The sequence below is a fragment of the Myxococcus sp. NMCA1 genome (genome assembly GCF_026810205.1).
Taxonomy (GTDB): domain Bacteria; phylum Myxococcota; class Myxococcia; order Myxococcales; family Myxococcaceae; genus Myxococcus; species Myxococcus xanthus_A.
Map to the genome: position 1 here is coordinate 6167154 of NZ_CP113950.1, position 22188 is coordinate 6189341.

Here is a 22188-nt window from a genome sequence, read left to right on the forward strand (position 1 = left end):
GGGGGTCTGTGGATGATCGCGAACGCCGCCTTGAAAGCCAACCAGGCTGAGTTCGAGTTCCAGGCAGGGTCCTTCACCGCCGGGGAGCTGGCCGTCCTTGGCTTTGAAGCCGAGGAGACGCTGTCCCAGCCCTACGCGGTGGAGGTGGCACTGGCCGCCCGGCCGGACGTGGACGTGGATGAGAAGGCGCTGCTGGGTCAGGACGCCCGGCTCACCGTCATGCTCGGAGACGGCACCGCGCGCTTCTTCCACGGCATCGTGTCGCGCATGTCTCGGTGGGATGAAGGCAGCGGCCCCGAGCGTCGCCGCTACCGCGCCACCGTGGTGCCGCGGCTGTGGACGCTCCGCCACCGCCGCAAGAGCCGCATCTACCAGGAGATGACCGTCCCGGACATCGTCCACAAGGTGCTGGACGAGGCCAAGGTGGAGCACCGGCTGGCGCTCACCGGCGAGTACCCCAAGCGCGACTACTGCGTGCAGTACCGCGAGTCCGACCTCGACTTCGTGTCCCGCCTCCTGGAGGAAGAAGGCATCTTCTACTTCTTCGAGCACGGCGAGGACGCCCACATGATGGTGATTGGCGACGGCGCCTCCGCCAATCCCGCGATGCAGGGCGAATCCAAGCTCGTCTTCCGCGAGCGCAGCCAGATGGTCGCCTCGCAGGAGTACGTCCACGAGCTGGTCTCCCGCATGGAGGTGCAGCCCGGCGCCGTGGCCCTGCGCGACTACAACTTCCTGCGCCCCGCCCAGGACCTGGGCACCAGCTCCGAGGCGGAGAACGGAGAGGCCGCGCTCGAAATCTACGACTACCCCGGCCGCTATGAAGAGCCCGCGCCCGGCCGCAGCCTGGCGAAGGTGCGCCTGGAGGAGCTGCGCGCTCGGGCGGAGACAGTGACGGGCGCCAGCTACAGCCGCCGAATCTGCGTGGGCCACTCCTTCGAACTGGCGGAGCACCCGGACGAAGCCGCCAACCGCAAGTACCTGCCCGTCTCCGTGCGGCACCTGGGCCACCAGTCGGAGGCGCTGAGCATCGAACAGGGCTCGCTGCGCAGCCGGGAGGACTACCGCAACGAGTTCCTCCTCCAGCCCGCGGAGGTGCCCTTCCGCCCGCCGCGCGTGACGCCCCGGCCGGTGATTCCCGGCGCGCAGACGGCCATCGTGGTGGGCCCCAGCGGCGAGGAGATCCACACCGACGAGCACGGCCGCATCAAGGTCCAGTTCCACTGGGACCGCGAGGGCAAGAACAACGACAAGAGCTCCTGCTGGATTCGCGTCAGCCAGGCCTGGGCGGGCCCGGGCTGGGGCGCCCTGTACCTGCCGCGCATCGGCCATGAGGTCGTCGTCGAGTTCCTCGAGGGCGACCCGGACCGGCCCATCGTCACCGGCAGCGTCTACAACGGGGCGAATCCGACGCCCATCGACCTGCCCGGCAACAAGACGCAGAGCACGCTGCGCTCCAGCTCCAGCCCCGGCGGCGCGGGCTCCAATGAGCTGCGCTTCGAGGACGCGGCCGGCAGCGAGCTCGTCTATCTGCACGCGCAGAAGGACTTCAACATCGTCGTGGAGAACGACAAGACGCAGGAGGTCCGCGGCAACGAGACGTTGCTGGTGCGCAAGGACCGCTCCCGCGTCATCGAGGGCAACCAGGCCCTGCTGGTGAAGAAGAACGACGACAGCACCGTCACCGGCAACCAGACGCTGGCCGTCACGCAGAACCGCTCCACCACCGTGGGCGGCAACCACACCGAAGCGGTGGCCGGGGATCAGTCCATCAGCGTCAGCGGCAACCAGGCCCTCACGGTGGCCATGGCCTCCGCGGAAACGGTGGCCCTGGGGAAGATGCTCAACGTGGGCGGCGCGCTCGCCGTCACCGTGGGCGCCGCCTTCAACGAACTGGTGGGCGGCCTCAAGTCCGAACAGGTGGGTGGCGCCAAGGTGGAGGTCGTCGGCGCCAAGAAGTCCGAGACGGTCAAGGGCGCCCGCACGCTCCAGGTGGGCGGGGACCTCTCCGAAGAGGTGGGTAAGTCCCGCACGCTCAAGGTAGACAAGGACATGCTGGTCAGCGTGGCCGGCAAGGTGAACCACGCCGCCAAGGACGCCTACACACTGTCCGCCAAGGAAATCTCACTGGTTGCCCAGGAGCAGTTCACCCTCAAGGTCGGCTCCGCCACGCTCCAGGTGAAGAAGAACGGGGACGTGGTCATCAAGGGCGCCAAGATCGAGGTCACCGCGTCGGGCGACGTCGTCATCAAGGGCTCCAAGATTTCCGAGAACTAGGAGCAAACAGGGAACCGCCATCTGGGGGGTGGCTTGAATCCTGTCCGTCCTGTCTGGCAGTTTACGCTTCGCACGGAAGTTGTAAGGACCCGTGCGCTCTTTCAAGGAATGCGAATCTTGGCGCTAGGACACACAGGCGCCGGTCGGGTGAAGCGTGCCGGCCGGAACCTTCGGTGGGGTGTGGTCATCGCGCTCGCGGCCGCCTTGAGCGGGAGCGCGGGCTGCGTAAAGCGTGTGCCCCAGGCGTGTGAGACGCCGCCGCCGTTCCAAGTGGTGGTGGATGCGTCGGAGCAGCTCAATCCTGACGCGCGCGGGCGCTCGCTGCCCACCGTGGTGCAGATCGTCCAGCTCAAGGACAGCGTCCGGCTGGAGCGCGCGGGCTTCAAGGACATGTGGGGCAAGCCGGAGGAGTTCCTCAAGGAGGACCTGCTCCAGGTGGCCGAGCTGGTGATTCCGCCCGGCCGCCAGGTGAAGCGCTGGGTGCAGCGTGATCCGAAGGCCCGCTTCGTCCTGGCCATGGGGCACTTCCGGCAGCCACTGGGCTATTCGTGGCGGACGGTGGCGGCGCTCCCCGTGGTGGAGGAAGCGCGCTGCGTGGAGCGCCCCGCGGGTGACCAGGGCGACCCGAAGCCGGGAGACGAGGTCTTCCGCTACCGGCTGCAAGGCTATCAGATTGACCTGATGTTCCGGCCCATGACGCAGGCGCCGGAGCCTCGACTCCAACCCCAAGCAGGCGACGGCGTGTCGCCGCGGAGAGGTGTATGAAGTCCGTGCAGCGAGTCGTGTGGTCGGAGGGCATGTTCATGAGCCCCCACCACCTCCAGCAGCAGGACCTCTACCACGAGCAACTGCTGGATCAGCGGCTGGCCTCGCTCGAACCGTATCCCTGGGGCGTCGTGGCCCTGGAGTTCGACATGGAGGCGCTGCGCGCCGGCCAGGTGCAGCTGACCCACTTCACCGGCATCCTCCCCGACGGGCTGCCGGTCTCCTTCGAGTCCGGGGACGCGGAGGCGCCGCCCGCGAGGCCCGCGGATGGCTACTTCCCGCCCGCCCAGCGCACCCTGGACGTGTACCTGGGCGTGCCGCGCGAGCGCAGCGGCGTGGAGAGCTTTGGCAGCGGGGAGCGGCTGGGCAGCAGCCCGCGCTACACGCCCGCCTCGCGCCCCGTCAGTGACTTGACGGCCTCCACCTCCATCTCGCAGGTGGCCTTCGGTCAGCGCAACGTGAGGTTGCTGTTCGGCACCGAGCCGCGCGACGACTTCGAGTCCATCAAGCTGTGCGAGCTGTCCCGCGACCGCTCCGGCAACCTGACGCTGGTGGAGTCCTTCATCCCGCCGTGCCTGCGCATCGACGCGTCCCCGTTCATCATGAACGAGCTGCGGACGATGTTGCGGCTGCTGGTGTCCAAGCAGCGGCAGCTGTCCTCGCGGCGGCGGCACCGGGACGCCTCGGCACTGGAGTTCACCGCGGGCGACGTGACGCTCTTCCTGGAGCTCAACGCGCTCAACGGCACCATCCCCTTCCTCCAGCACGCGCTGGACGCGGGCAACCTGCGGCCCAGGGACTTGTACCTGGCGCTGGCGCAGTGCGCGGGGCAATTGTGCACCTTCTCCGTCAGCGCGGACCCGTCCACGCTGCCCACCTTCCAGTTCACCAACCTGCGCGCCACCTTCGAGGAGCTGTTCCGCCGCCTCTCCGAGCTGATGCGCTCGGTGGCGCTGGAGCAGTGCCTGTCGGTGGACCTGACGGCGGGCGCAGACGGCATGTTCCGCGGCCGGCTGGAGGACGACCGGCTGGAGCGCTGCGGCCACTTCATCCTCGCGGTGCGCAGCGAGCTGCCGGAGCGGGTGGTGGCCGAGCAGCTTCCCAAGCTGTCGAAGGTGGCCGCCTGGGAGGACATCCGCGCGCTGGTGCAGGCCGCTGCGCCCGGCGTGCCGCTGGCGGTGACGTACCGGCCGCCGCCCGAAGTCCCCGTGCAGCCGGGCACCGTCTACTTCAGCCTCTCCATGAATGACGGCTACTGGAGGAACGTGATGCGGGACCGCAACCTCGCCATCTACCTCCCGCAGCCGTTCGACGCGAGCCGAACGACCGTGGAACTGCTCGCGGTTCCCACCGCCAATCGCTGACGCCCCGAGCCGCCCATGGACCGAGTCACCGAAGCCACGAAGGATTGTTTCGACGCCGCCATCCAGCTGCGCGGCTCCGAAGCCTCGGCGGTGCCCCCGCCCGAGACGCTGCACCACCGCCTGCGCGGCGTGGTGGACGAGACGCTGCGCCGCGCCGCCGTGCTGGGCTTCAGCCATCAGGATGCCCAGGACATGGCCTACGCGCTGGTGGCGCTCATCGACGAGGTCGTCCTGGGCCGCCCGGAGGAGTACCGACAGCTCTGGATGCCCCTCCAGCTCCACTACTTCAACGAGAACGTCGCCGGCGACGGCTTCTTCGCGCGCCTCAACACCGTGCGAAAGGACCCGCACCGGCATGAGGTGCTGCAGGTCTACTACCTGTGCATGCTCTTCGGCTTCCAGGGCCGCTACCGCATCCGCGGCGGCGAGCTGGAGCTGATGACGCTCATCGACACGGTGCAGAAGGACCTGGAGCGCGCGCGACCCTTCGACTTCGACGTGCTGTCGCCGCACGGGGACCGGCCCACCGAATCGCTGCTCTCCAAGCGCAAGAAAGCGTCAATGGTGGGCATCTCCGCCGGGGCGCTCGCGGTGGCCGTCCTGTTCTACGGCGTGCTGCAGTTCTTCCTCAACGACAAGGTCGGTGAGCTGAGAAGCCGCATCGAGGTCCACGCGGCCCGCAACACGGCGACGAGCGCCAGCCAGACGCAGGCGGCGGGAGGGGCGCAGTGATGGCGTACCTGTTACCGCTGTTGGGCATCGGCGCGCCGATGTTCGCCCTGATGACCTACCTGGGCTTCTCCATGCAGCAGGCGGCCATCATCGCCGCGCTCGCGGGCATGCTGGCCGCCGGCGTGGTGTGGCTGGTCAAGCGCATCCGCGCGCGCGCCGCGGCCAAGAAGCTGGAGGGCGCGCTGGCGGCGCAGGCGGATGAGCAGGCCACCACCGTGCGGCCGGACCTGCAGCCCGAAATCAAGGCCATGCAGTCGGAGTTCACCAAGGCGGTGGAGGCGCTCAAGGCCTCCAAGCTGGCGCGCGGTGGCAAGGACGCGCTGGCGGTGCTGCCCTGGTACCTCATCGTCGGTCCTCCGGGCGCCGGCAAGAGCACCGCGCTCCGCAACTCCGGGCTGAAGTTCCCCTATCTCTCCGCGCGCGGCGGCGTGCGCGGCGTGGGCGGCACGCGCAACTGCGACTGGTGGCTGACCAACGAGGCCGTGCTGCTGGACACGGCCGGCCGCTACACCAGCGCCGAGGAGGACCGGCCGGAGTGGCTGGCCTTCCTGGACACGGTGGCGAAGCACCGCCCCAGTCGTCCCATCAACGGCCTCATCGTGGCCATCAGCGTCAGCGAGCTGCTGAACGCGGACCCGCAGGCCGTGGGGGAGATGGGGCAGACCATCCGCGAGCGCCTGGATGAAATCACGACCCGGCTGAAGATGCTGGTCCCGGTGTACGTGATGATCACCAAGTGCGACCTGCTGCCCGGCTTCGTGGAGATGTTCTCCGACCTGTCGCGCGTGGAGCGCGGGCAGATCTGGGGCTTCACCGTGCCGCTGGAGCAGCAGCGCGAGGCGAGCACGGACCTGTTCCGCGAGCGCTTCGACCAGATGCTCTCCGTGCTGGAGCAGCGCTCGCTGCGCCGGCTGGGCCAGGAGCGCCGGCTGGAGACGCGCGAGAAGATCTACGGCTTCCCGCAGAAGTTCGACGCGCTCCGGAAGAACCTGGCGGAGTTCCTCCAGCCGCTCTTCCTGGAGAACGTGTTCCAGGACACGCCCGTCTTCCGCGGCCTGTACTTCAACAGCGGCACGCAGGAGCTGCGCCCGGTGGACAAGGTGTCCCCGTCCGCGGCGGAGATCTTCGGCAGCACCAACGGCCGGGCGCAGACGGATGGCGCGACGGACGGCCGCAGCTACTTCCTCTGGGACGTCTTCACCAAGGTGATGTTCCAGGACCAGCAGGTGGCGGTGCGCAGCTCGCTGGAGGAAGCGCGGGTGCGCCGCCAGCGGATGATGCTGGCCAGCGCGGCCTCCGCCGCCACGGTGCTGCTGCTGTCGCTGCCCACGGTGTCCTTCTTCAAGAACCGCAACATGGCGGAGGCCGTCACCGAGGCCATCACCAGTGTGAATCTGGACCCACGTGACGACATCCGGCGCGTCGAGGACCTGATTCCGCTGCGAAACCGGCTCCAGGAGCTGACGGAGTACGAGGAAAGCAGCGCGCCCGTGTTCATGCGCTTCGGCCTCTACCAGGGCCAGAAGCTGCTGCCGCAGGCGCGCCAGTTCTACAACGCGGCGCTGCGCCGGGTGCTGCTCGGCAAGCAGTTCGAGCTCATCCAGCAGCGCCTGGACAGCTTCGGGAAGAACCCGGACCTGCTGACGGTGCGCAGCGACGAGGACTACAGCAAGCACTTCGACGCGTACCGCCAGTACTTCGACGACTTGAAGATGTACCTGCTGGTAACGACGCCCCGCGACCCGCGCGAGCCGGAGCTGGACGAGCTGCAGCGCAAGTGGCTCCAGGACGAAATCGTCAAGCACTGGAAGCGCGTGCGGGGCGACGCGGTGGACGAGCGGGCCGTGGCGAACCACGCGGAGACGTTCCTGCTGATGCTCGCCAATGAGCAGATGCTCCCCGAGGAGCAGAAGCCGGCGCGCGAGCAGCGCATCGCCTTCGGCCGCGTCACCGGCGTAGTGCAGTCGGCGCGCCGCTCGCTCAACAACGTGCCCCTGGTGCGGCTGGAGCTGGCACAGCTGGTGGCCAACATGAGCGGCGCGTACCCGGACGTAACGCTAGAGCAGCTCGTGGGCTCGGTGCCGCAGATGAACGCCACCTCGCGCGTGCGAGGCGCCTTCACGCGCAAGGCCTACGACGACGTCATCCGCGAGCGGCTGGACCTGGCCTTCCAGGACCAGCAGTCGTGGGTGCTGGACCGCGATGAGAAGGTGGACACGGTGAGCTCGCGGCGCGAGCTGCGCACCCGCTACTTCGAGGCCTACACCCAGGAGTGGAAGGACTTCCTCGGCTCCATCCGCGTGCAGGCGCCGGAGAACCTGACGCAGATGGAGAGCCTGCTGACGAACCTGACGCGCGGCAAGCCCAAGCCCTATGGGCGGCTGTTCCGCGCGCTCACGTACAACGTGGTGCTCGACAAGCGCGACACCAAGGCAGCGGAAGCCGACACGGGCTTCCTGGCCAAGGCGGGGAAGCTGTTCGGCTCGGAGTCTGGGAAGGACGTGCCGAAGAAGCGCGAGCTGCTGAACGCCAACTCACCTTCCGGCGCCCAGGAAGTCACGGCCCGCGACCTGGAGCGTGAGTTCGCCTCGCTCATCCGCTTCGCCACGGAGGCCTCCAAGACGGAGGACGGCGAGGAGTCCCTGACGGCGCTGGATTCGTACGAGGACCAGCTGGCCACCGTCCAGACGACGCTGCTGGCGGTGAAGGACAAGCCGGCCGAGTCCGGCCTGCTGCTGGACAAGATTGAGTCCACCCGCAACAACGTGGAGATGATGGTCCGCAAGCAGACGGACAACGTCGCCATCTTCGAGCGGCTGCTGCTGCCACCCTTCCAGGAGATGCGCTCGGTGGTGTTCGTGGGCGTGGCCTGCAACAAGAGCAAGCTGTGGCAGGACCAGGTGGTGATGGCCTGGGGCAGCGCCTTCAAGGGGAAGTACCCGTTCGACCGCGCGTCGCAGGCGGACGCGCCGCTGCCCGAGGTCGCGGAGTTCCTGCGTCCCGAAGGCGGACTGGTGCGCAAGTTCGTCAAGGAGCAGCTCCTGGAGGACGTGGTGGCCACCGGACGCCGGTGGGAGTTCACCTCGTCGGGCGGGGTCATGTACCGGCCTGACCTGCTCGGCTTCCTGGAGAAGACGGGCGCGCTCTCCACCACGCTCTTCCCTGGCGGCGACACGGTGGACCCGCTGGTCCGCTTCCAGGTGCGCCTCCGCCCGGGCGTCTCCGCGGACGGCATGGCGTCGCAGATTTCATCCATCACCCTGACACTCGACGGTACGGACGAGACGTACCGCAACGGCCCGGACACGGTGTGGAAGCCGATGATCTGGCCCGGTCAGGCCGGCAAGCTCGGCGCCCGCATCACCGTGCAGAGCGCGGATGGCTCCACGGAGACGACGCTGGAGGCCGAGGGTGACTGGGGCCTGTTCCGCCTGCTGGAGCGCGTCAAGCGCATCGAGCCCAGCGCGGACGGCCGCTACTTCACCGCGACGTGGGAAATCGAGGAGATGAACGGCGCGCTGGTCTCCATCGACTTCCGTCCGGAGCGCACCGCCAACCCGTTCTTCGGGATGTCGGGCAACACGTCCAAGCTGCTGGCCATCTTCCGGGACCCGGGGTTGCAGCCACCGACGAGCATCGCGCGCAAGGGCGAGTGCGCGCCGCAGGCCATCGCGGCGGATGGAGTTCACTGACATGGCAGTGCAGTCGCCGCGCATCGGCCTGCTGGGCAAGACGCCACGACAGGCCGAGTTCATCCGCCACAACGCGGCCACCCCGCTGGCCCTCCAGCTCTACGGCTGGATGGAAGCGGGCGTGGAGCGTTCGCGAAGAGCCCGGGTGGACCTGCCCGCCGAGCCCGTCTGTTTCGTCTTCACCGCGCCCGGCCAGAAGCAGGCGCTGGTGGGGCTGATGGCGCCCAGCCAGGACAGCGTGGGCCGGACATTCCCCCTGGCTGTCTTCACCGAGGTGTCCTCGGCGGAGACGGCCTCGCGGCTCGCGTTGACACCAGAGGCGTACCAGCCCTTCCTGCGCGCCGCCGGTGCGCTGGCCCAGTCCGCCGTGGAGCTGGAGGTGCCACAGCTGCTGGAGCGCGTGGCGGCGCTGCCCCTGCCGGGGCCGGGGGACTACAGCCTCGCGAAGCGGCTGCTCAACGCCGTGCTGGCGGACCACCACACCGTGGACCTGCTGGGCCCGGTGGTGGAGGGCACGCCGGAAGGTGGGCGATACTACGCGCTGCACACCTTCCTCACCGCGTGCGCGGGCGAGCGCGGAAGGGAGCAGTCACCGGCTGGCGTCACCCTGGACTGTCCGCTGTCCACGCGCGTGGGGCCGGTGGCCTGGCTGGAGCTGTCCTCGCGGCTGCTCAAGTGGACGCACCAGCCGCCGGCCTTCTTCTGGTCCGAGGGCGAGAAGCCCCGGCTGCTCATCAGCCTGGGAGCGGCCTCCCCTGCCCTCTTCCTCGCGCTGGCCCAGCCCAGCCGTCCGGGCGCCCAGGTGTGGCCGCTGCGCACCGAGCGCCCCGCCGCCATCGACAACGCGCGCAAGGGCCTCACGGCCTCGGCGCGACAGGTCATCGACGCGCCATCCACCACCCTGGAACAGCTGTTGCAGACGCTTTCGCGCTGAAGCCCCGCCACGCCTATGCCTCCCATCCTGGAACAGCTTCGCGAGCGTGCCCTCCCCTGGGCCGAGCCCGTGCCGGGGGCGTCCCCGGCCGGCGTGCAGGCGAAGCACGAGCCCGCCTACGAGGCCGTCGCGCTGGAAGTCGCGAAGTTGGAGTCCCCGGCCAGCAACGCCGTGCGCTGGGATGACGTCGTCGAGGGCGCCAGCGAGCTGCTGAAGCACACCACCAAGGACCTCTGGCTCGCCTCGTACATGGCCTACGGCCTGTATGCCACGCGCGGCCTGGACGGCGCGGCCACCGGCACGGCCGTGCTCGCCGAGGTGACGGAGCGCTACTGGCAGGACCTCTTCCCGGAGGCGAAGCGGCTGCGCGGCCGGGCCAACGCCGTGGCCTGGTTCGTGGACCGGCTGGGTCGCATCCTGCCCACCGTGGACCAGGCCTCCGTGAGCGCGGAGCCCCTGGATGCGCTGGCGGTCGCGGTGAAGCGCCTGGCCCAGCTCTCACGCGAGCGGTTCTCCGACATGGCCCCCGCGTTCGGGCCGCTCCAGGACGCCATCGCCCGGCTCCGCGCCGGACTCCCCGAGCCTGAACCCGTGAGCGTCCCGGATGGACGCACCGCGTCCTCGGGGGACGCAGACGCCTCGCAGCCCCCGGTGGATGGGAATGCGTCGTCCCATGAGGAGGACTCCGCGTCCGGCGAGGCCGGAGAGACCGGTGTGCGCGCGGCGGACTCCGCGCATGCCACGCGGCAAGGAGCGCCTCCGGACAGCGCTGACACGTCCACCCATGGCAATGACAACCGTTCCGCTCGGGACGCGGCCAACGGCAAGCCCTCCCAAGGCAATGCCAGCGCCACCGCCAACGGCAAACCTGCTCAAGCCAACGGTGCTGGAAACAGCGCCGCCGCGGGCAAAGGCAACACCACCCAGGGCAATCCCACAGCGAAGAGCGCCCCCGCGGCAAAAGGCAACACCGCTCAGGACACCGCCCCAGGCAAAGGCAGTGCAGCCAACCCAAGCAGCGCCTCCGCGAACGGCACACAAGCCCCGCCGCGCGCCGCCGCCATCGAAGTCCCTCCCCTCCCCGAGCTTCCCTCCGCCCCGGACCTGTCCAGCGTGGACGCGGTCACGGACTTCCTGCGCACCGTGGGCGGCGCGCTGCTGGGCGCCGCGGGCGCGCTGCGCCGGGCAAGCCCCGAGGACCCGCTCTCCTACCGCCTCAACCGCATGGGCCTGTGGCTGCACCTGACCCAGCCGCCCGCCGCGGATGGAAATGGCCGCACGCAGATTCACCCACTGCCGGACCTGCTGCGCACCAAGCTGGAGACCCTGGAGCAGAACCAGCGCTGGGGCGACCTGCTGGACGAGTCCGAATCAGCCCTGGCTCGCCACCGATTCACCCTGACGCTCCACCGTTACAGCGCCATCGCCCTGGAGGGACTGGGTGCCGCGTACGCCGGGGCTCGTACCGCGCTGGTGCAGGAACTGGCCATCCAGCTCCGCCGGATGGCTGGCGTGGAGACGCGCATCTCCACCCTGGGCACCCCGCTCACGGACGACGCCACCCTAGACTGGCTGCGCGACCACGTCCTCCGCGCGAGCGCGCCCCCTCCCGCCCCGTCCGCCGCCGCGGTGTCGGTGTCCACGGCCCTGGCCCTGGGGCCCCTGGCACTGGGCCCGCCTGTCCATGCCGACAGCGCGGCGCTGGAAGCCGAAGCCCGCACGTTGCTGGAGGAAGGCCGCGTTCACGAAGCTGTCACCCGGTTGCAGGCCGCCGTCACCGCCGCCAGCACCGGCCGCGCCCGCTTCATCTCCCGGCTGGAGCTGGCGCGGCTGTGTGCCAATGCGGGCCAGTTGCCGCTCGCGCGCGCCGTCTATGACGCACTGGACGAAGAGGTCTCCGCCCACGCGCTCGACACCTGGGAGCCGGCGCTCGCCGCCGCGTGTCTGGAGGGGTGGCTGCAAACCCGAACCGACGAGGAAAAGGCGTCTGGACCGGTGGCAGTGAAATTTCGAAACCGGTATCGTCGTCTAGCGTTGCTGGACTCTTCCGCCACGCTGCGCGTCGGCGCTTGAAAGACACCCGTCGTACCGCGGCGAAGCGCTCCCTCATGCGACGCCCGCGTCTTCTACGCAGTTCTCAAGGAGAAAGCCGCAGATGAGCAAAGAGAGTTCCGTCGCCCCGACCGAGCGCGTCAACATCGTCTACAAGCCCGCCACCGGCAACGCGCAGGAGCAGGTGGAGCTGCCGCTGAAGGTGCTGATGCTGGGGGACTTCACGGGTCAGGAAGACGCCCGTCCGCTGGAGCAGCGCGCGCCCATCAACGTGGACAAGGCCAACTTCAATGAAGTCATGGCCCAGCAGAACCTCAAGGTCACCCTGACCGCCGCCGACAAGCTTTCGGCGGACCCGAACGCCACGATGAACGTGTCGCTCCAGTTCAAGAATCTGAATGACTTTTCGCCCGAGAGCGTTGTCAATCAGGTGCCGGAGCTGAAGAAGCTGCTTGAGCTGCGCAGCGCGCTCAACGCCCTCAAGGGCCCGCTGGGCAACCTGCCGGCGTTCCGCAAGAAGCTCCAGGCCCTGCTCGCCGACGAGGACGGACGCAAGGCACTCATCAAGGAATTGGGTCTGACCGAAGAGACCAAGTAGCCCTTTCCGGGGGAACCGAATCGCCATGGCCAACGAGACCCAGACCCAGAAGTCCACCGGCGTCGCCAATGACGCCTCGCTGTCCCTGCTCGACGAAATCCTGTCCGAGGCCAAGCTGAAGCCGAAGGACGAGGGTTACGACGTCGCCAAGCGCGGCGTGCAGGCCTTCATCACCGAGATGCTGGCGCCCAACCGCTCCGAGGAGCGCGTGGACAAGGCGCTCGTCGACGCGATGATCGCCGAAATCGACAAGCGCCTGTCCTCCCAGGTCAACGAAATCCTCCACGCGAAGGAGTTCCAGAAGCTGGAGGCCTCGTGGCGCTCGCTGAAGTTCATGGTGGACCGCACCGACTTCCGCGAGAACACCCGCGTGGAGATGCTGAACGCCTCCAAGGAAGACCTGCAGAAGGACTTCGAGGACGCGCCCGAGGTCACCAAGAGCGGCCTGTACAAGCTGGTGTACTCCAACGAGTACGGCGTCTTCGGTGGCAAGCCCTACGGCATCATCTCCGCCAACTACGACTTCAACGTGGGCCCGCAGGACATGGAGCTGCTTCGCAAGTGCGCCTCCGTGGCCGCCATGGCGCACGCGCCCTTCATCGGCAATGCCGCGCCGGAAGTGTTCGGCGAGGAGAGCTTCCTCAAGCTGCCCGACCTGAAGGACCTCAAGTCTCTCTTCGAGGGTCCGCAGTACGCCCGGTGGCACTCGTTCCGTGAGAGCGAGGACGCCCGCTACGTGGGCCTGGCGCTGCCGCGCTTCCTGCTGCGCCTGCCCTACGGTGAGAAGACGGTTCCGGTGAAGGCCTTCAACTTCACCGAGGACGTCGTGGGCCACCACGAGCGCTACCTGTGGGGTCACGCCTCCGTGGCGCTCACCAGCCGCGTGGCGGACTCGTTCGCCAAGTTCCGCTGGAGCCCGAACATCATCGGTCCCCAGTCCGGCGGCGCGGTGGAGAACCTGCCGCTGCACCAGTACGAGGCCATGGGGGAAATCCAGACCAAGATTCCCACCGAGGTCATGCTCACCGAGCGGCGCGAGTTCGAGCTCTCCGAGGAGGGCTTCATCGGCCTGGTGTTCCGCAAGGACTCCGACAACGCGGCCTTCTTCAGCGCCAACTCCACGCAGAAGCCCCGGTTCTTCGGCAACACCCCGGAGGGCAAGGCGGCGGAGACCAACTACCGCCTGGGCACGCAGCTCCCCTACATGTTCATCATGACCCGCCTGGCGCACTACATCAAAGTGCTCCAGCGCGAGCAGATCGGAAGCTGGAAGGAGAAGTCGGACCTGGAGCGCGAGCTCAATCACTGGCTCAGCCAGTACATCTCCGACATGGACGACCCGGCGCCCGCCGTGCGCTCGCGCCGCCCCCTGCGCGCCGCGCGCGTGGTGGTGGAGGACGTGGAGGGTCAGCCGGGCTGGTACCGCTGCAGCCTGCAGGTGCGCCCCCACTTCAAGTACATGGGTGCGTCGTTCACCTTGTCCCTCGTGGGCAAGCTGGACAAGGAGTAGAGCCCGTTTCACCCAGCGTCGGTCATTTCAGCTAGTTTAGGGGCTCCAACAAACCCAGGCTCAGGGTGAGCCTGGGTCCACCAGCGCGCGGACGCGCGCAAAGCGACGAGGTTGAAGTCATGGCTGAATCAGTACACCTGTACCTGAAGGCGAACGGCAGCGACATCAAGGGCGACAGCACGCAGACCAGCCTGGGCCGCGCGGACTCCATCGAGTGCGTCGCGTACAGCCAGAAGGTCTTCACCGCTCGCGAGGCCGGCTCCGGTCTGGCGACGGGCCGCCGCCAGTACGAGGGCATCGAAATCACCAAGCGCATCGACAAGGCGTCGCCGCTGCTGATGAAGGCCCTCTGCGAGAACCAGGTCATCGACGCGACCTTCAAGTTCTTCCGTCCGAACCCGACGGGCGACGGCACCACCGAGCAGTTCTACACGGTGTCCATCAAGAAGGCCCGCATCAACGCCATCCAGCAGACGGTGCCGAACTCCTTCGTGCCGGCGAGCACCAACCTGCCCCCGATGGAGACCCTCCAGCTGGTGTTCCACACCATCAACTGGACCATCACCCAGGGCGGCGTCACGCACGAGGACACCTGGGACACCCAGCGTTGATGTCCGTCCCTCCACCGGCCGTCCGTGCAGTGGGCTACGCGGGCGGCCGGGGGTTGGGGTACTTGCGCTGTTGAAGGAAATCCATGGGCTCCCGAGGCTTGTTGTCGCGCATCGCTGAAGGCAACGGCACGCTCGCCCCGCCTGGCGACGTCGTTGAATCCATCGCCGAGCACCTGCGCAACCTCCTCAACACGCGCAAGGGTGAGTCCGTGGCCTCACCGGGCTACGGCATCCTGGACCTGAACGACATCGTCCATTCCTACCCGTCGGCGATACCGCGGATGACGCAGTCCATCCGGCAGGCCATCCAGGAGTTCGAACCGCGCCTGAAGAGCGTGGTGGTGCACTACAACGCGGACCCGGTGGACCCGACGGCGCTGCGCTTCGACATCACCGCCCAGTTGGCCACGCGGGATCGACGAGGCATGGTGCGTTTCCATACCCAGGTGCACCCGGGCGGACGCGTGGACCTGTGGTGAGCTGGGTGAATCCAGGGGTGCGTGGCGGAGGGCGAGGATGTTCAGCAAGTATTACCTGAGCGAGCTGTCGTACCTGCGGGAGATGGGACGGGCCTTCGGGCTGGCCAACCCCTCTGTCGCGGGCCTGTTGGTGGAGCGCGGCGCGGACCCGGACGTGGAGCGGCTGCTGGAAGGCTTCGCGTTCCTCGCGGCCCGCATCCGCGAGCGCGTGGACGACGACGTGCCGGAGCTGGTGCACGGACTCACCGAGCTGCTGCTGCCGCACTACCTGCGCCCGCTGCCGGCCTCCACCATCGTCGAGTTCACCCCGCACCTGCGTGCGCTGCGCGGCCGCTCGCGGCTTGCCGCCGGGGCGGAGGTGGCGTCCCAGCCGATTGACGGCACCAGTTGCGTCTTCCGCACCACCACGGACGTGGACCTGCTGCCGGTGCAGCTCACCGACGCGCTCCTGGACCGGTCGTCCATCACCGCGCCGGTGCTGCGCCTCTATTTCCAGACGACGGAGCAGGGCCGCGCGGAGGTGTTCCGCGAGCAAGGCCTGCGCCTGTTCATCCACGCCGACCTGTCCGCCGCGTCGGTGGTGCTGCTGTGGCTGCTCCGCTACTGCCGCCAGGTGCGCGTGCGCGGCGCGTCTGGACAGGGAGACGGCATCAAGCTTCCGGTGAATGCCATCCAACCGGTGGGCTTCCACCGGGACTTCAAGCTGCTGCCCTGGCCGCGTGCCAGTGAGGGCTACCGGCACCTCCAGGAGTACCTGACGCTGCCGGAGAAGTTCCTGTTCTTCGAGGTGCGCGGGCTGGACGCCGCCGCCGGGCTGAAGGAGGACCGCTTCGAGATTGCCTTCCACCTGGAGCGGCCGCCGCCCCTGGATGCGCGCATCCACCGGGAGATGTTCCGGCTGCATTGCGCCCCCGTGGTGAACCTCTTCAGCGTGCCGGCGGACCCCATCCTCCACCGCACGCTGGACCGGGAGCACCTGCTGCGCGCGTCCGACCTGCCCCCCAACCACGCGGAGGTGTACTCGGTGGACTCGGTGACGGGCCTGAAGGCCGGGCGCAACGAGCGGCGCGTCTACCGGCCCTTCTACGAGTTCACCCACACCGCGGGCGGGGACGCCGAGCAGTCCTTCTATCGGCTGCGCCGGGCGCCTTCGCCGCTGGACGAAGGAATCGACACGTACATCACCCTGGAGACGCCGCGGAACATCGCGCCAGAGGTCAACGCCGAGGAAGCGCTGTCCATGGACCTGACGTGCACCAACCGCTCGCTGCCCTCGCGGCTGCAGGTGGGTGACTTGACGGCGTCCACCTCCGCCAGCCCCACGCAGGCGAAGTTCAAGAACATCTCCCCGGTGAGCCGGCCCGCGCGCGCGCCGCTGGGCACCGAACTGCACTGGCGGCTCCTGTCGCACCTGGCCATCAACCAGCACTCGCTAGCGGACGCGGCCGCGCTGCGGCGGCTGATGGACCTGTACAACTTCCATTCGCTCACCGACAACCTGGCGGCGCGCGCCAGTCGCCTGCGCATCAACGCCATCCGCGCGGTGGAGACGAAGCCGGTGACGCGCTTCCTGGAGGGCGCGCCGCTGCGGGGCCACCGCACCCGGGTGGACCTGGACGAAGAGAACTTCATGGGCGTGGGCGATTCGTTCCTCTTCGGCTCCGTGCTGGAGGAACTGCTCGCCTCCCACGTCACCATCAACTCCTTCAACGAGCTGAGCATCCGGCTTCACCCCTCGCAGACGGAGTTCGCGTGGCTTCCGAGGAACGGCTCCCAGACGCTTTTGTAGAGACGGCCCAGAAGCTGGCCGAGCTGGCGCCCCGGGTGAGCTTCTTTCCCCTGGTGGCGTTCCTGGAGCGGCTGACGTCGCAGGCCACCCGCGTGGGCGGCTCGGGGCCCGTCAACGAGGAGATGATTCGCTTCCGGCACGACCCGTCCCTGGGGTTCCCCTCGGGCGACGTGTCGTCCGTGACGCTGCACCACGTGCCAGTGCGGGCGGAGGACCCGTATTCGAAGCGGCCGCTCTTCGAGGTGGTGACACGCTTCCTGGGCCTGACGGGCTCGGTGAGTCCCCTGCCCCATTACCTGGCCGAGGAAGTGGCGCAGGAGGACCCGGACCACCCGGTACGGCGCGAGTTCCTGGACCTCTTCCACCACCGGCTGCTGTCGCTGCTGTACCGCATCGAGTCGAAGTACCGCGTCACCAGCGAGACAGACACCTCCTTCTCGGACCAGTGGTCCCGGCGTCTGCTGGCGCTGGGCGGGTTCGACACCTACGAGAAGCCCCTGGAGGGCACGCTGCCCACCTGGCGTCTGCTGCGGATCGCCCCGCTGCTGGCCAGCCGGGCGAGGACGTCCGAGCAGTTGGAGGTCGCGCTCGAGGACGTGCTGGGCGACGACCTGGAGGGCGCGCGGGTGTCGGTGCGCCAGTTCGTGGGCCGCTGGGTGGACATCGACGCCCGGGCGCGGCTGGGCCACTCCAACCACCAGCTGGGACGCAACATGCTGCTGGGCGGCAAGGCCTTCGACCGGACGGGGAAGATTCAAATCCACATCCGGCCGCTGCCGCCGCGCGCCTACAAGCGGCTGATGCAGGAAGGGGACCTGCTGCCGCTGGTGCGCGAGGTGGTGGCCCTCTTCGTGAGGGACCCCCTGGAGTACGATTTGGAGCTGGGGCTCACCGAAGGCGTGCAGCACCAGTTCCGGCTCTCCAGCCGGGAGCCGAGTCAGCTCGGGCGGGACACGTGGCTGGGCCTGAGTCAGCAGACGCAGATGAGTGTCCCCGTGGTGAAATGAGTCGTTAGAGCAGGCGGGCGCGAGGCGCGGGGATTTACGTCGCCGGGGCGCGCCCGATATACCGTCCACCACCGCTGTCATTTTTGGGGGCTCCCATTCGCGTCGATCCGAAAGCGCTCGTCCGTCGCCTGACGCCCACCTCTACCCGTCTGCTCGAGGCCGCCGTGGCCCGGGCCAGCGCGGGACGGTTCTATGAAATCGTCCCGGAGCACATGCTGGTGCAGATGCTGGAGCCGGAGGATTCCGACGTCGCGCGCATCCTCCAGCAGTTCGGCGTGGACCGCCGGCACCTGCTGGCCAGCATGGAGCGCGCCCTCCAGGGCCTGCGCGCGGGCAGCTCCGGCCGGCCCGTCTTCTCCGAGACGCTGTTCCAGTGGTTCGAGGAAGCGTGGCTCCTGGCCTCCGTGGAGCAGGGCGCCACGCGGCTGCGCTCGGGCCTGCTGTTCGCCCAGTTCGTCAGCCGGCGCGCGCGCTACACCGCGGAGCTGTTCCCCGAACTGGACGCCATCAGCCGCGACGAGCTGATGAGCTCGCTGGACGTGGTGCTGCGGCCCTCGCCCGAGAATGTCGAGGTCGCCTCCGCGGATGCCGCCGCCAGTGGCGCATCAGGAGGCGCGGCCGGTGGCGCTGGCGGCCGTGGGGATGAAGCCCTCAAGCGCTTCGCCACGTCCTTCACGGGCCGGGTGCGCGAGGGGAAGATTGACCCCATCTTCGGCCGGCACCGCGAAATCCGGCAGATGGTGGACATCCTCTCCCGCCGCCGGAAGAACAACCCCATCCTGGTGGGCGAGCCCGGCGTGGGCAAGACGGCGCTGGTGGAAGGCCTGGCCTGGGCCATCGTCCGGGGCGAGGTGCCCGACGCGCTGAAGAACGTGGAGCTGCTGGGGCTGGACCTGGGCCTGCTCCAGGCGGGCGCGGGCGTGCGCGGGGAGTTCGAGAACCGCCTCAAGGCCGTCATCTCCGAGGTGAAGGCCTCCCCCACCCCCATCATCCTGTTCATCGACGAGGCGCACACCATCATCGGCGCGGGCGGCTCGCAGGGCGGCACGGACGCGTCCAACCTGCTCAAGCCGGCGCTGGCGCGCGGCGAGCTGCGCACGCTCGCGGCCACCACCTGGGCCGAGTACAAGAAGTACTTCGAGAAGGACGCCGCGCTGGAGCGGCGCTTCCAGCCGGTGAAGGTGGAGGAGCCCAGCGAGGAGGACGCGGAGCTGATGCTGCGCGGCCTGCGCCCCACGTACGAAGCGGCCCACGGCGTCATCATCCGCGACGAAGCCGTCGTCGCCGCGGTGCGCCTGTCCAGCCGGTACATCTCCGGCCGGCAGCTCCCGGACAAGGCGGTGGACCTGCTCGACACGTCCGCGGCCCGCGTGAAGATTGAGCTGTCCACCCGGCCCGAGGAGCTGGTGCAGTTGGACCAGGAGATTTCGGCGCTGGAGCGCGAGCGCGACACGCGCAAGCGCGACCTCGCCGAGGGCACGGGCGGCCCGGACGAACAGACGTCCCTGGAGGCCGCCGAGGCGAAGCTGAGCGCCACGGTGGATGCACGTGCCACGCTGCATGCGCGCTGGGAGACGGAGCGCACGGCCGTCGCGGCGCTGATGGAGGCCCGCAAGGCCCTGCGCGAGGCCGCTCCGGACACGGACTCCGCGCCACTGAAGGCGGCCGTGGACGAAGCGGCGGCGAAGCTGGCGGCCACGCGCGGCGAGGTGCCGCTGGTGCACGCGGACGTGGACGCGGACATCGTCGCGCGGGTGGTGGCGGGCTGGACGGGCGTGCCCGTCGGGAAGATGCGCAGCGACCTGCTGGAGTCGGTGCTCAACCTGGAGGACAAGCTCCGGGGCCGGGTGCGGGGCCAGGAGGCGGCGCTGAAGAAGGTGGCGGAAATCATCCGCATCTCCCAGGCCGGCATCCGCAACCCGGACACGCCCATTGGCGTGATGCTCTTCGTGGGCCCCAGCGGCGTGGGCAAGACGGAGACGGCGCTGGCGCTGGCGGACGCGCTCTACGGCGGCGAGCGCTTCATGACGACGCTCAACATGAGCGAGTTCCAGGAGAAGCACACGGTGAGCCGGCTCATCGGCTCGCCGCCGGGCTACGTGGGCTACGGCGAGGGCGGCCTGCTGACGGAGGCCGTGCGTCAGCGGCCCTACTCCGTCGTGCTGCTGGACGAGTGCGAGAAGGCCGACCTGGAGGTGATGAACCTCTTCTACCAGGTGTTCGACAAGGGCTCGCTGACGGACGGCGAGGGCCGCGCGGTGGACTTCAAGAACACCGTGCTCATCCTCACCAGCAACCTGGCCTCGGACCTGGTGATGCGGATGTTCGAGGATGGCGCGCAGCCCACCTCCGAGGAGGTGCTGTCGGTGATTCGCCCCGCGCTCAGCCAGCACTTCAAGCCGGCGCTGCTGGCTCGAATGACCGTCGTCCCCTTCGGCCCGGTGCAGCGCGACGTGATGCGCCAGATTGCCGAGATGAAGCTGGCCAAGCTGGTGAGCCGGCTGCGCACGGCGCACAACGTGGAGACGACGCTGGCGCCAGAGCTGCTGGACGAGCTTGCGCGCCGCTGCACGGAGTCGGAGATGGGGGCGCGCAACATGGAGCAGATTCTCCAGGGCTCGCTGATGCCGGCGCTGTCCCGCGAGCTGCTGCAGCACCTGGTGAGCGGCGCGGTGCCCCCGAAGCTGCATGTGGCCCTGACCGAGGGAGGCGACTGGGACCTCCGGTTCGCCGAGGCCTGAGAGAACCCATGAAACGAACGCTTCAGGCCTCCGCCGTCGCGCTGTCCCTGCTGGCCGGCTGCGCCACCGTGCCCAAGCCGTCGATGTGCTTCGCCGAGGCGGGCCCCAACGCGCGCTCCTTTCCCACGCCGGACACCTGGTTCGCGCTGCTGCTCCACGGCTACGACAAGGACACGGGCGCCAACCCGCGCCCCAGCGTGGACTGCGCCGGCGCCCCGGTGTGGTGGCAGGACCCGGCCGCGGACGAGTGCGTGGAGGCCGGTCCGGACTCGCAGGCCCTGCCTCCCGCGGAGAAGCTCTCCGAGGAGGACCTGGTCCTGGAGACGCTCCAGGCGGGCCAGCGGCTGGTCTGGGTGCAGACGCGGCGCTTCACCAACGGCGAGGCCCTGGGCCCGGTGGCCCTGGTGGAGACCACCGAGCAGGGATTCCGGGTGGAGGCCCTGGGCTCGCTGCGCGCCATGGCGAAGCACACCAAGCTGCGCCTGGAGAAGGTGAAGGGCACGCAAATCCTCGTCGCGGAGGGTGACGCGTGCACCTCCGGCGACGAGGAGGTCTGCCGCCGGCACGCGCGCATCATGCCGCTGCGCACCAACCGCTTCTTCAGTGAGTCCGTCTCCAACGCGAGCCGCGCCTGCCTGGGCGCCGCGTGGTTCCCCCTCTCCAGGGAGATGACCTTCGAGCTGCCCAACGGGCTGCGCCGCAAGTTCGAGCTGACGTCCACCCTCACCTTCGCGGAGGACGGCATCAGCGTGCAGGAGCAGGTGCAGGTGAGCGACTCCGACCCGGCCCAGCCGGACGTGGCCCCGCGCCTCTACCGTCGTGCGCAGGACACGCGGGCCCTGGAGCTGGCGAACAACGCGTTGGTAGGCAACAAGGCGTCACTGTGGTCGCGCATGGTGGAGCAGCAGGTGCGCATTGGTGCCCGCGCGGTGCCAGAGGCCCCCATCTGGGCCATGCCCGCGAAGAAGGCCCCCACGGACACCGCGGCCCCGGAGGCGGCCAGCACGGCGAAGGCCCCCGCGACGGCGGGCGCGGCCAGCCCACCCGCCAAGGCGGCGGCCAAGAAGCCCGCGGGCAGCACCGCGACGTCCAGCGGCCCTTGATTCCAGGGCCTCATGGCCCCGCCACCGGCCCCCGTGAACCTTCGGTTTTCCGAAGCGCTCACGGGGGCTTTTCCTATTTGCGGCAAAAGCGTCACGACGACAGAGATAGAGGCGTGGGCCCATGGTGGGCCCCGGAAGGAGCGTCCTGGATGCGAGTCGAAATCCGAGCCCGGAACATCCCCCTCACAGAGACCCTTCGAACCTACGCCGAGCGTCGCGTGCGCTTCGCCCTGGACCGGCTGTCCGACAGGGTGAAGGAAGTCGTCGTGCGACTGGAGGATGCCAACGGCCCCAAGGGCGGCGTGGACCAGGTGTGCCGCGTGTCACTCCGGCTGGAGCACGGGCGGGAGCTGGCCATCGAGTCCTCGGATACAAACCTGCTGGCGGCCATCGACCGGACGCTGGAGCGCGCCAGCAACGCCGTCACGCGGGCGGTGGGCCGCGCGCAGCGCCAGGACGGCGCCCGGCTGCGTGACGCGGCCTGGCAGCCCGACGAGGCCGCCGCGCTGACATGATGTGACGCAGGCACGGCCG

16 protein-coding genes are annotated in these 22188 nt (G+C 69.0%); all 16 read left to right on the forward strand.

Annotated elements, in window-relative coordinates:
• The first annotated feature begins 12 nt into the window (after positions 1-12).
• The 16 genes from tssI (at position 13) to OZ403_RS25440 (ending at position 22169) form a co-directional block, all read left to right on the forward strand.
• Entirely contained in the window at positions 13-2277 is a 2265-nt protein-coding gene (gene tssI / locus OZ403_RS25365) for a type VI secretion system tip protein TssI/VgrG (protein WP_140799202.1), read from the forward strand.
• Positions 2278-2424: 147 nt separating this feature from the next.
• Positions 2425-3042, forward strand: a complete 618-nt coding sequence (tssJ, locus tag OZ403_RS25370) for a type VI secretion system lipoprotein TssJ (protein WP_140799204.1) — start codon at positions 2425-2427, stop codon at positions 3040-3042.
• A 38-nt stretch (positions 3043-3080) separates the two neighbouring features.
• Positions 3081-4406 (forward strand): type VI secretion system baseplate subunit TssK, encoded by a 1326-nt coding sequence (gene tssK, locus OZ403_RS25375; RefSeq protein ID WP_268781988.1) that lies wholly within the window; start codon positions 3081-3083, stop codon positions 4404-4406.
• A 15-nt stretch (positions 4407-4421) separates the two neighbouring features.
• Positions 4422-5138, forward strand: coding sequence for a DotU family type IV/VI secretion system protein (locus OZ403_RS25380; protein WP_090493012.1), 717 nt, complete (start codon positions 4422-4424; stop codon positions 5136-5138).
• The gene (gene tssM / locus OZ403_RS25385; protein WP_237077386.1) at positions 5138-8830 is read left to right on the forward strand and encodes a type VI secretion system membrane subunit TssM; all 3693 of its coding nucleotides are present in this window, start codon (positions 5138-5140) and stop codon (positions 8828-8830) included. Before OZ403_RS25380 ends, tssM begins: the two co-directional genes overlap by 1 nt.
• Before the next feature lies 1 nt (position 8831).
• Positions 8832-9764: a type VI secretion system-associated protein TagF gene (gene tagF / locus OZ403_RS25390; RefSeq protein WP_140855901.1), complete on the forward strand. Its 933-nt coding sequence runs from the start codon at positions 8832-8834 to the stop codon at positions 9762-9764.
• Between the two features lie 15 nt (positions 9765-9779).
• The gene (gene tssA / locus OZ403_RS25395; RefSeq protein ID WP_268781989.1) at positions 9780-11837 is read left to right on the forward strand and encodes a type VI secretion system protein TssA; all 2058 of its coding nucleotides are present in this window, start codon (positions 9780-9782) and stop codon (positions 11835-11837) included.
• An 82-nt stretch (positions 11838-11919) separates the two neighbouring features.
• Entirely contained in the window at positions 11920-12414 is a 495-nt protein-coding gene (gene tssB / locus OZ403_RS25400) for a type VI secretion system contractile sheath small subunit (protein WP_011554793.1), read from the forward strand.
• Positions 12415-12439: 25 nt separating this feature from the next.
• Positions 12440-13924, forward strand: coding sequence for a type VI secretion system contractile sheath large subunit (gene tssC, locus OZ403_RS25405; protein WP_140793670.1), 1485 nt, complete (start codon positions 12440-12442; stop codon positions 13922-13924).
• Positions 13925-14043: 119 nt separating this feature from the next.
• Positions 14044-14535, forward strand: a complete 492-nt coding sequence (gene tssD, locus OZ403_RS25410) for a type VI secretion system tube protein TssD (protein WP_140793671.1) — start codon at positions 14044-14046, stop codon at positions 14533-14535.
• Positions 14536-14618: 83 nt separating this feature from the next.
• Entirely contained in the window at positions 14619-15014 is a 396-nt protein-coding gene (tssE, locus tag OZ403_RS25415; RefSeq protein WP_011554796.1) for a type VI secretion system baseplate subunit TssE, read from the forward strand.
• Positions 15015-15051: 37 nt separating this feature from the next.
• Positions 15052-16803 carry a type VI secretion system baseplate subunit TssF gene (tssF, locus tag OZ403_RS25420; RefSeq protein ID WP_140793672.1) on the forward strand — a complete coding sequence of 584 codons (1752 nt, stop codon included), beginning with the start codon at positions 15052-15054 and terminating at the stop codon, positions 16801-16803.
• Positions 16767-17810 (forward strand): type VI secretion system baseplate subunit TssG, encoded by a 1044-nt coding sequence (gene tssG / locus OZ403_RS25425; protein WP_174258882.1) that lies wholly within the window; start codon positions 16767-16769, stop codon positions 17808-17810. The genes tssF and tssG overlap by 37 nt, the downstream gene beginning before the upstream one ends.
• An 83-nt stretch (positions 17811-17893) precedes the next feature.
• The gene (gene tssH / locus OZ403_RS25430; protein ID WP_268781990.1) at positions 17894-20551 is read left to right on the forward strand and encodes a type VI secretion system ATPase TssH; all 2658 of its coding nucleotides are present in this window, start codon (positions 17894-17896) and stop codon (positions 20549-20551) included.
• 8 nt (positions 20552-20559) lie between these two features.
• Complete coding sequence (locus OZ403_RS25435; protein ID WP_140876234.1) at positions 20560-21654, forward strand: hypothetical protein; 1095 nt, start codon at positions 20560-20562, stop codon at positions 21652-21654.
• A 149-nt stretch (positions 21655-21803) separates the two neighbouring features.
• Entirely contained in the window at positions 21804-22169 is a 366-nt protein-coding gene (locus OZ403_RS25440; RefSeq protein ID WP_140793678.1) for an HPF/RaiA family ribosome-associated protein, read from the forward strand.
• The last annotated feature ends 19 nt before the right edge of the window (positions 22170-22188 follow it).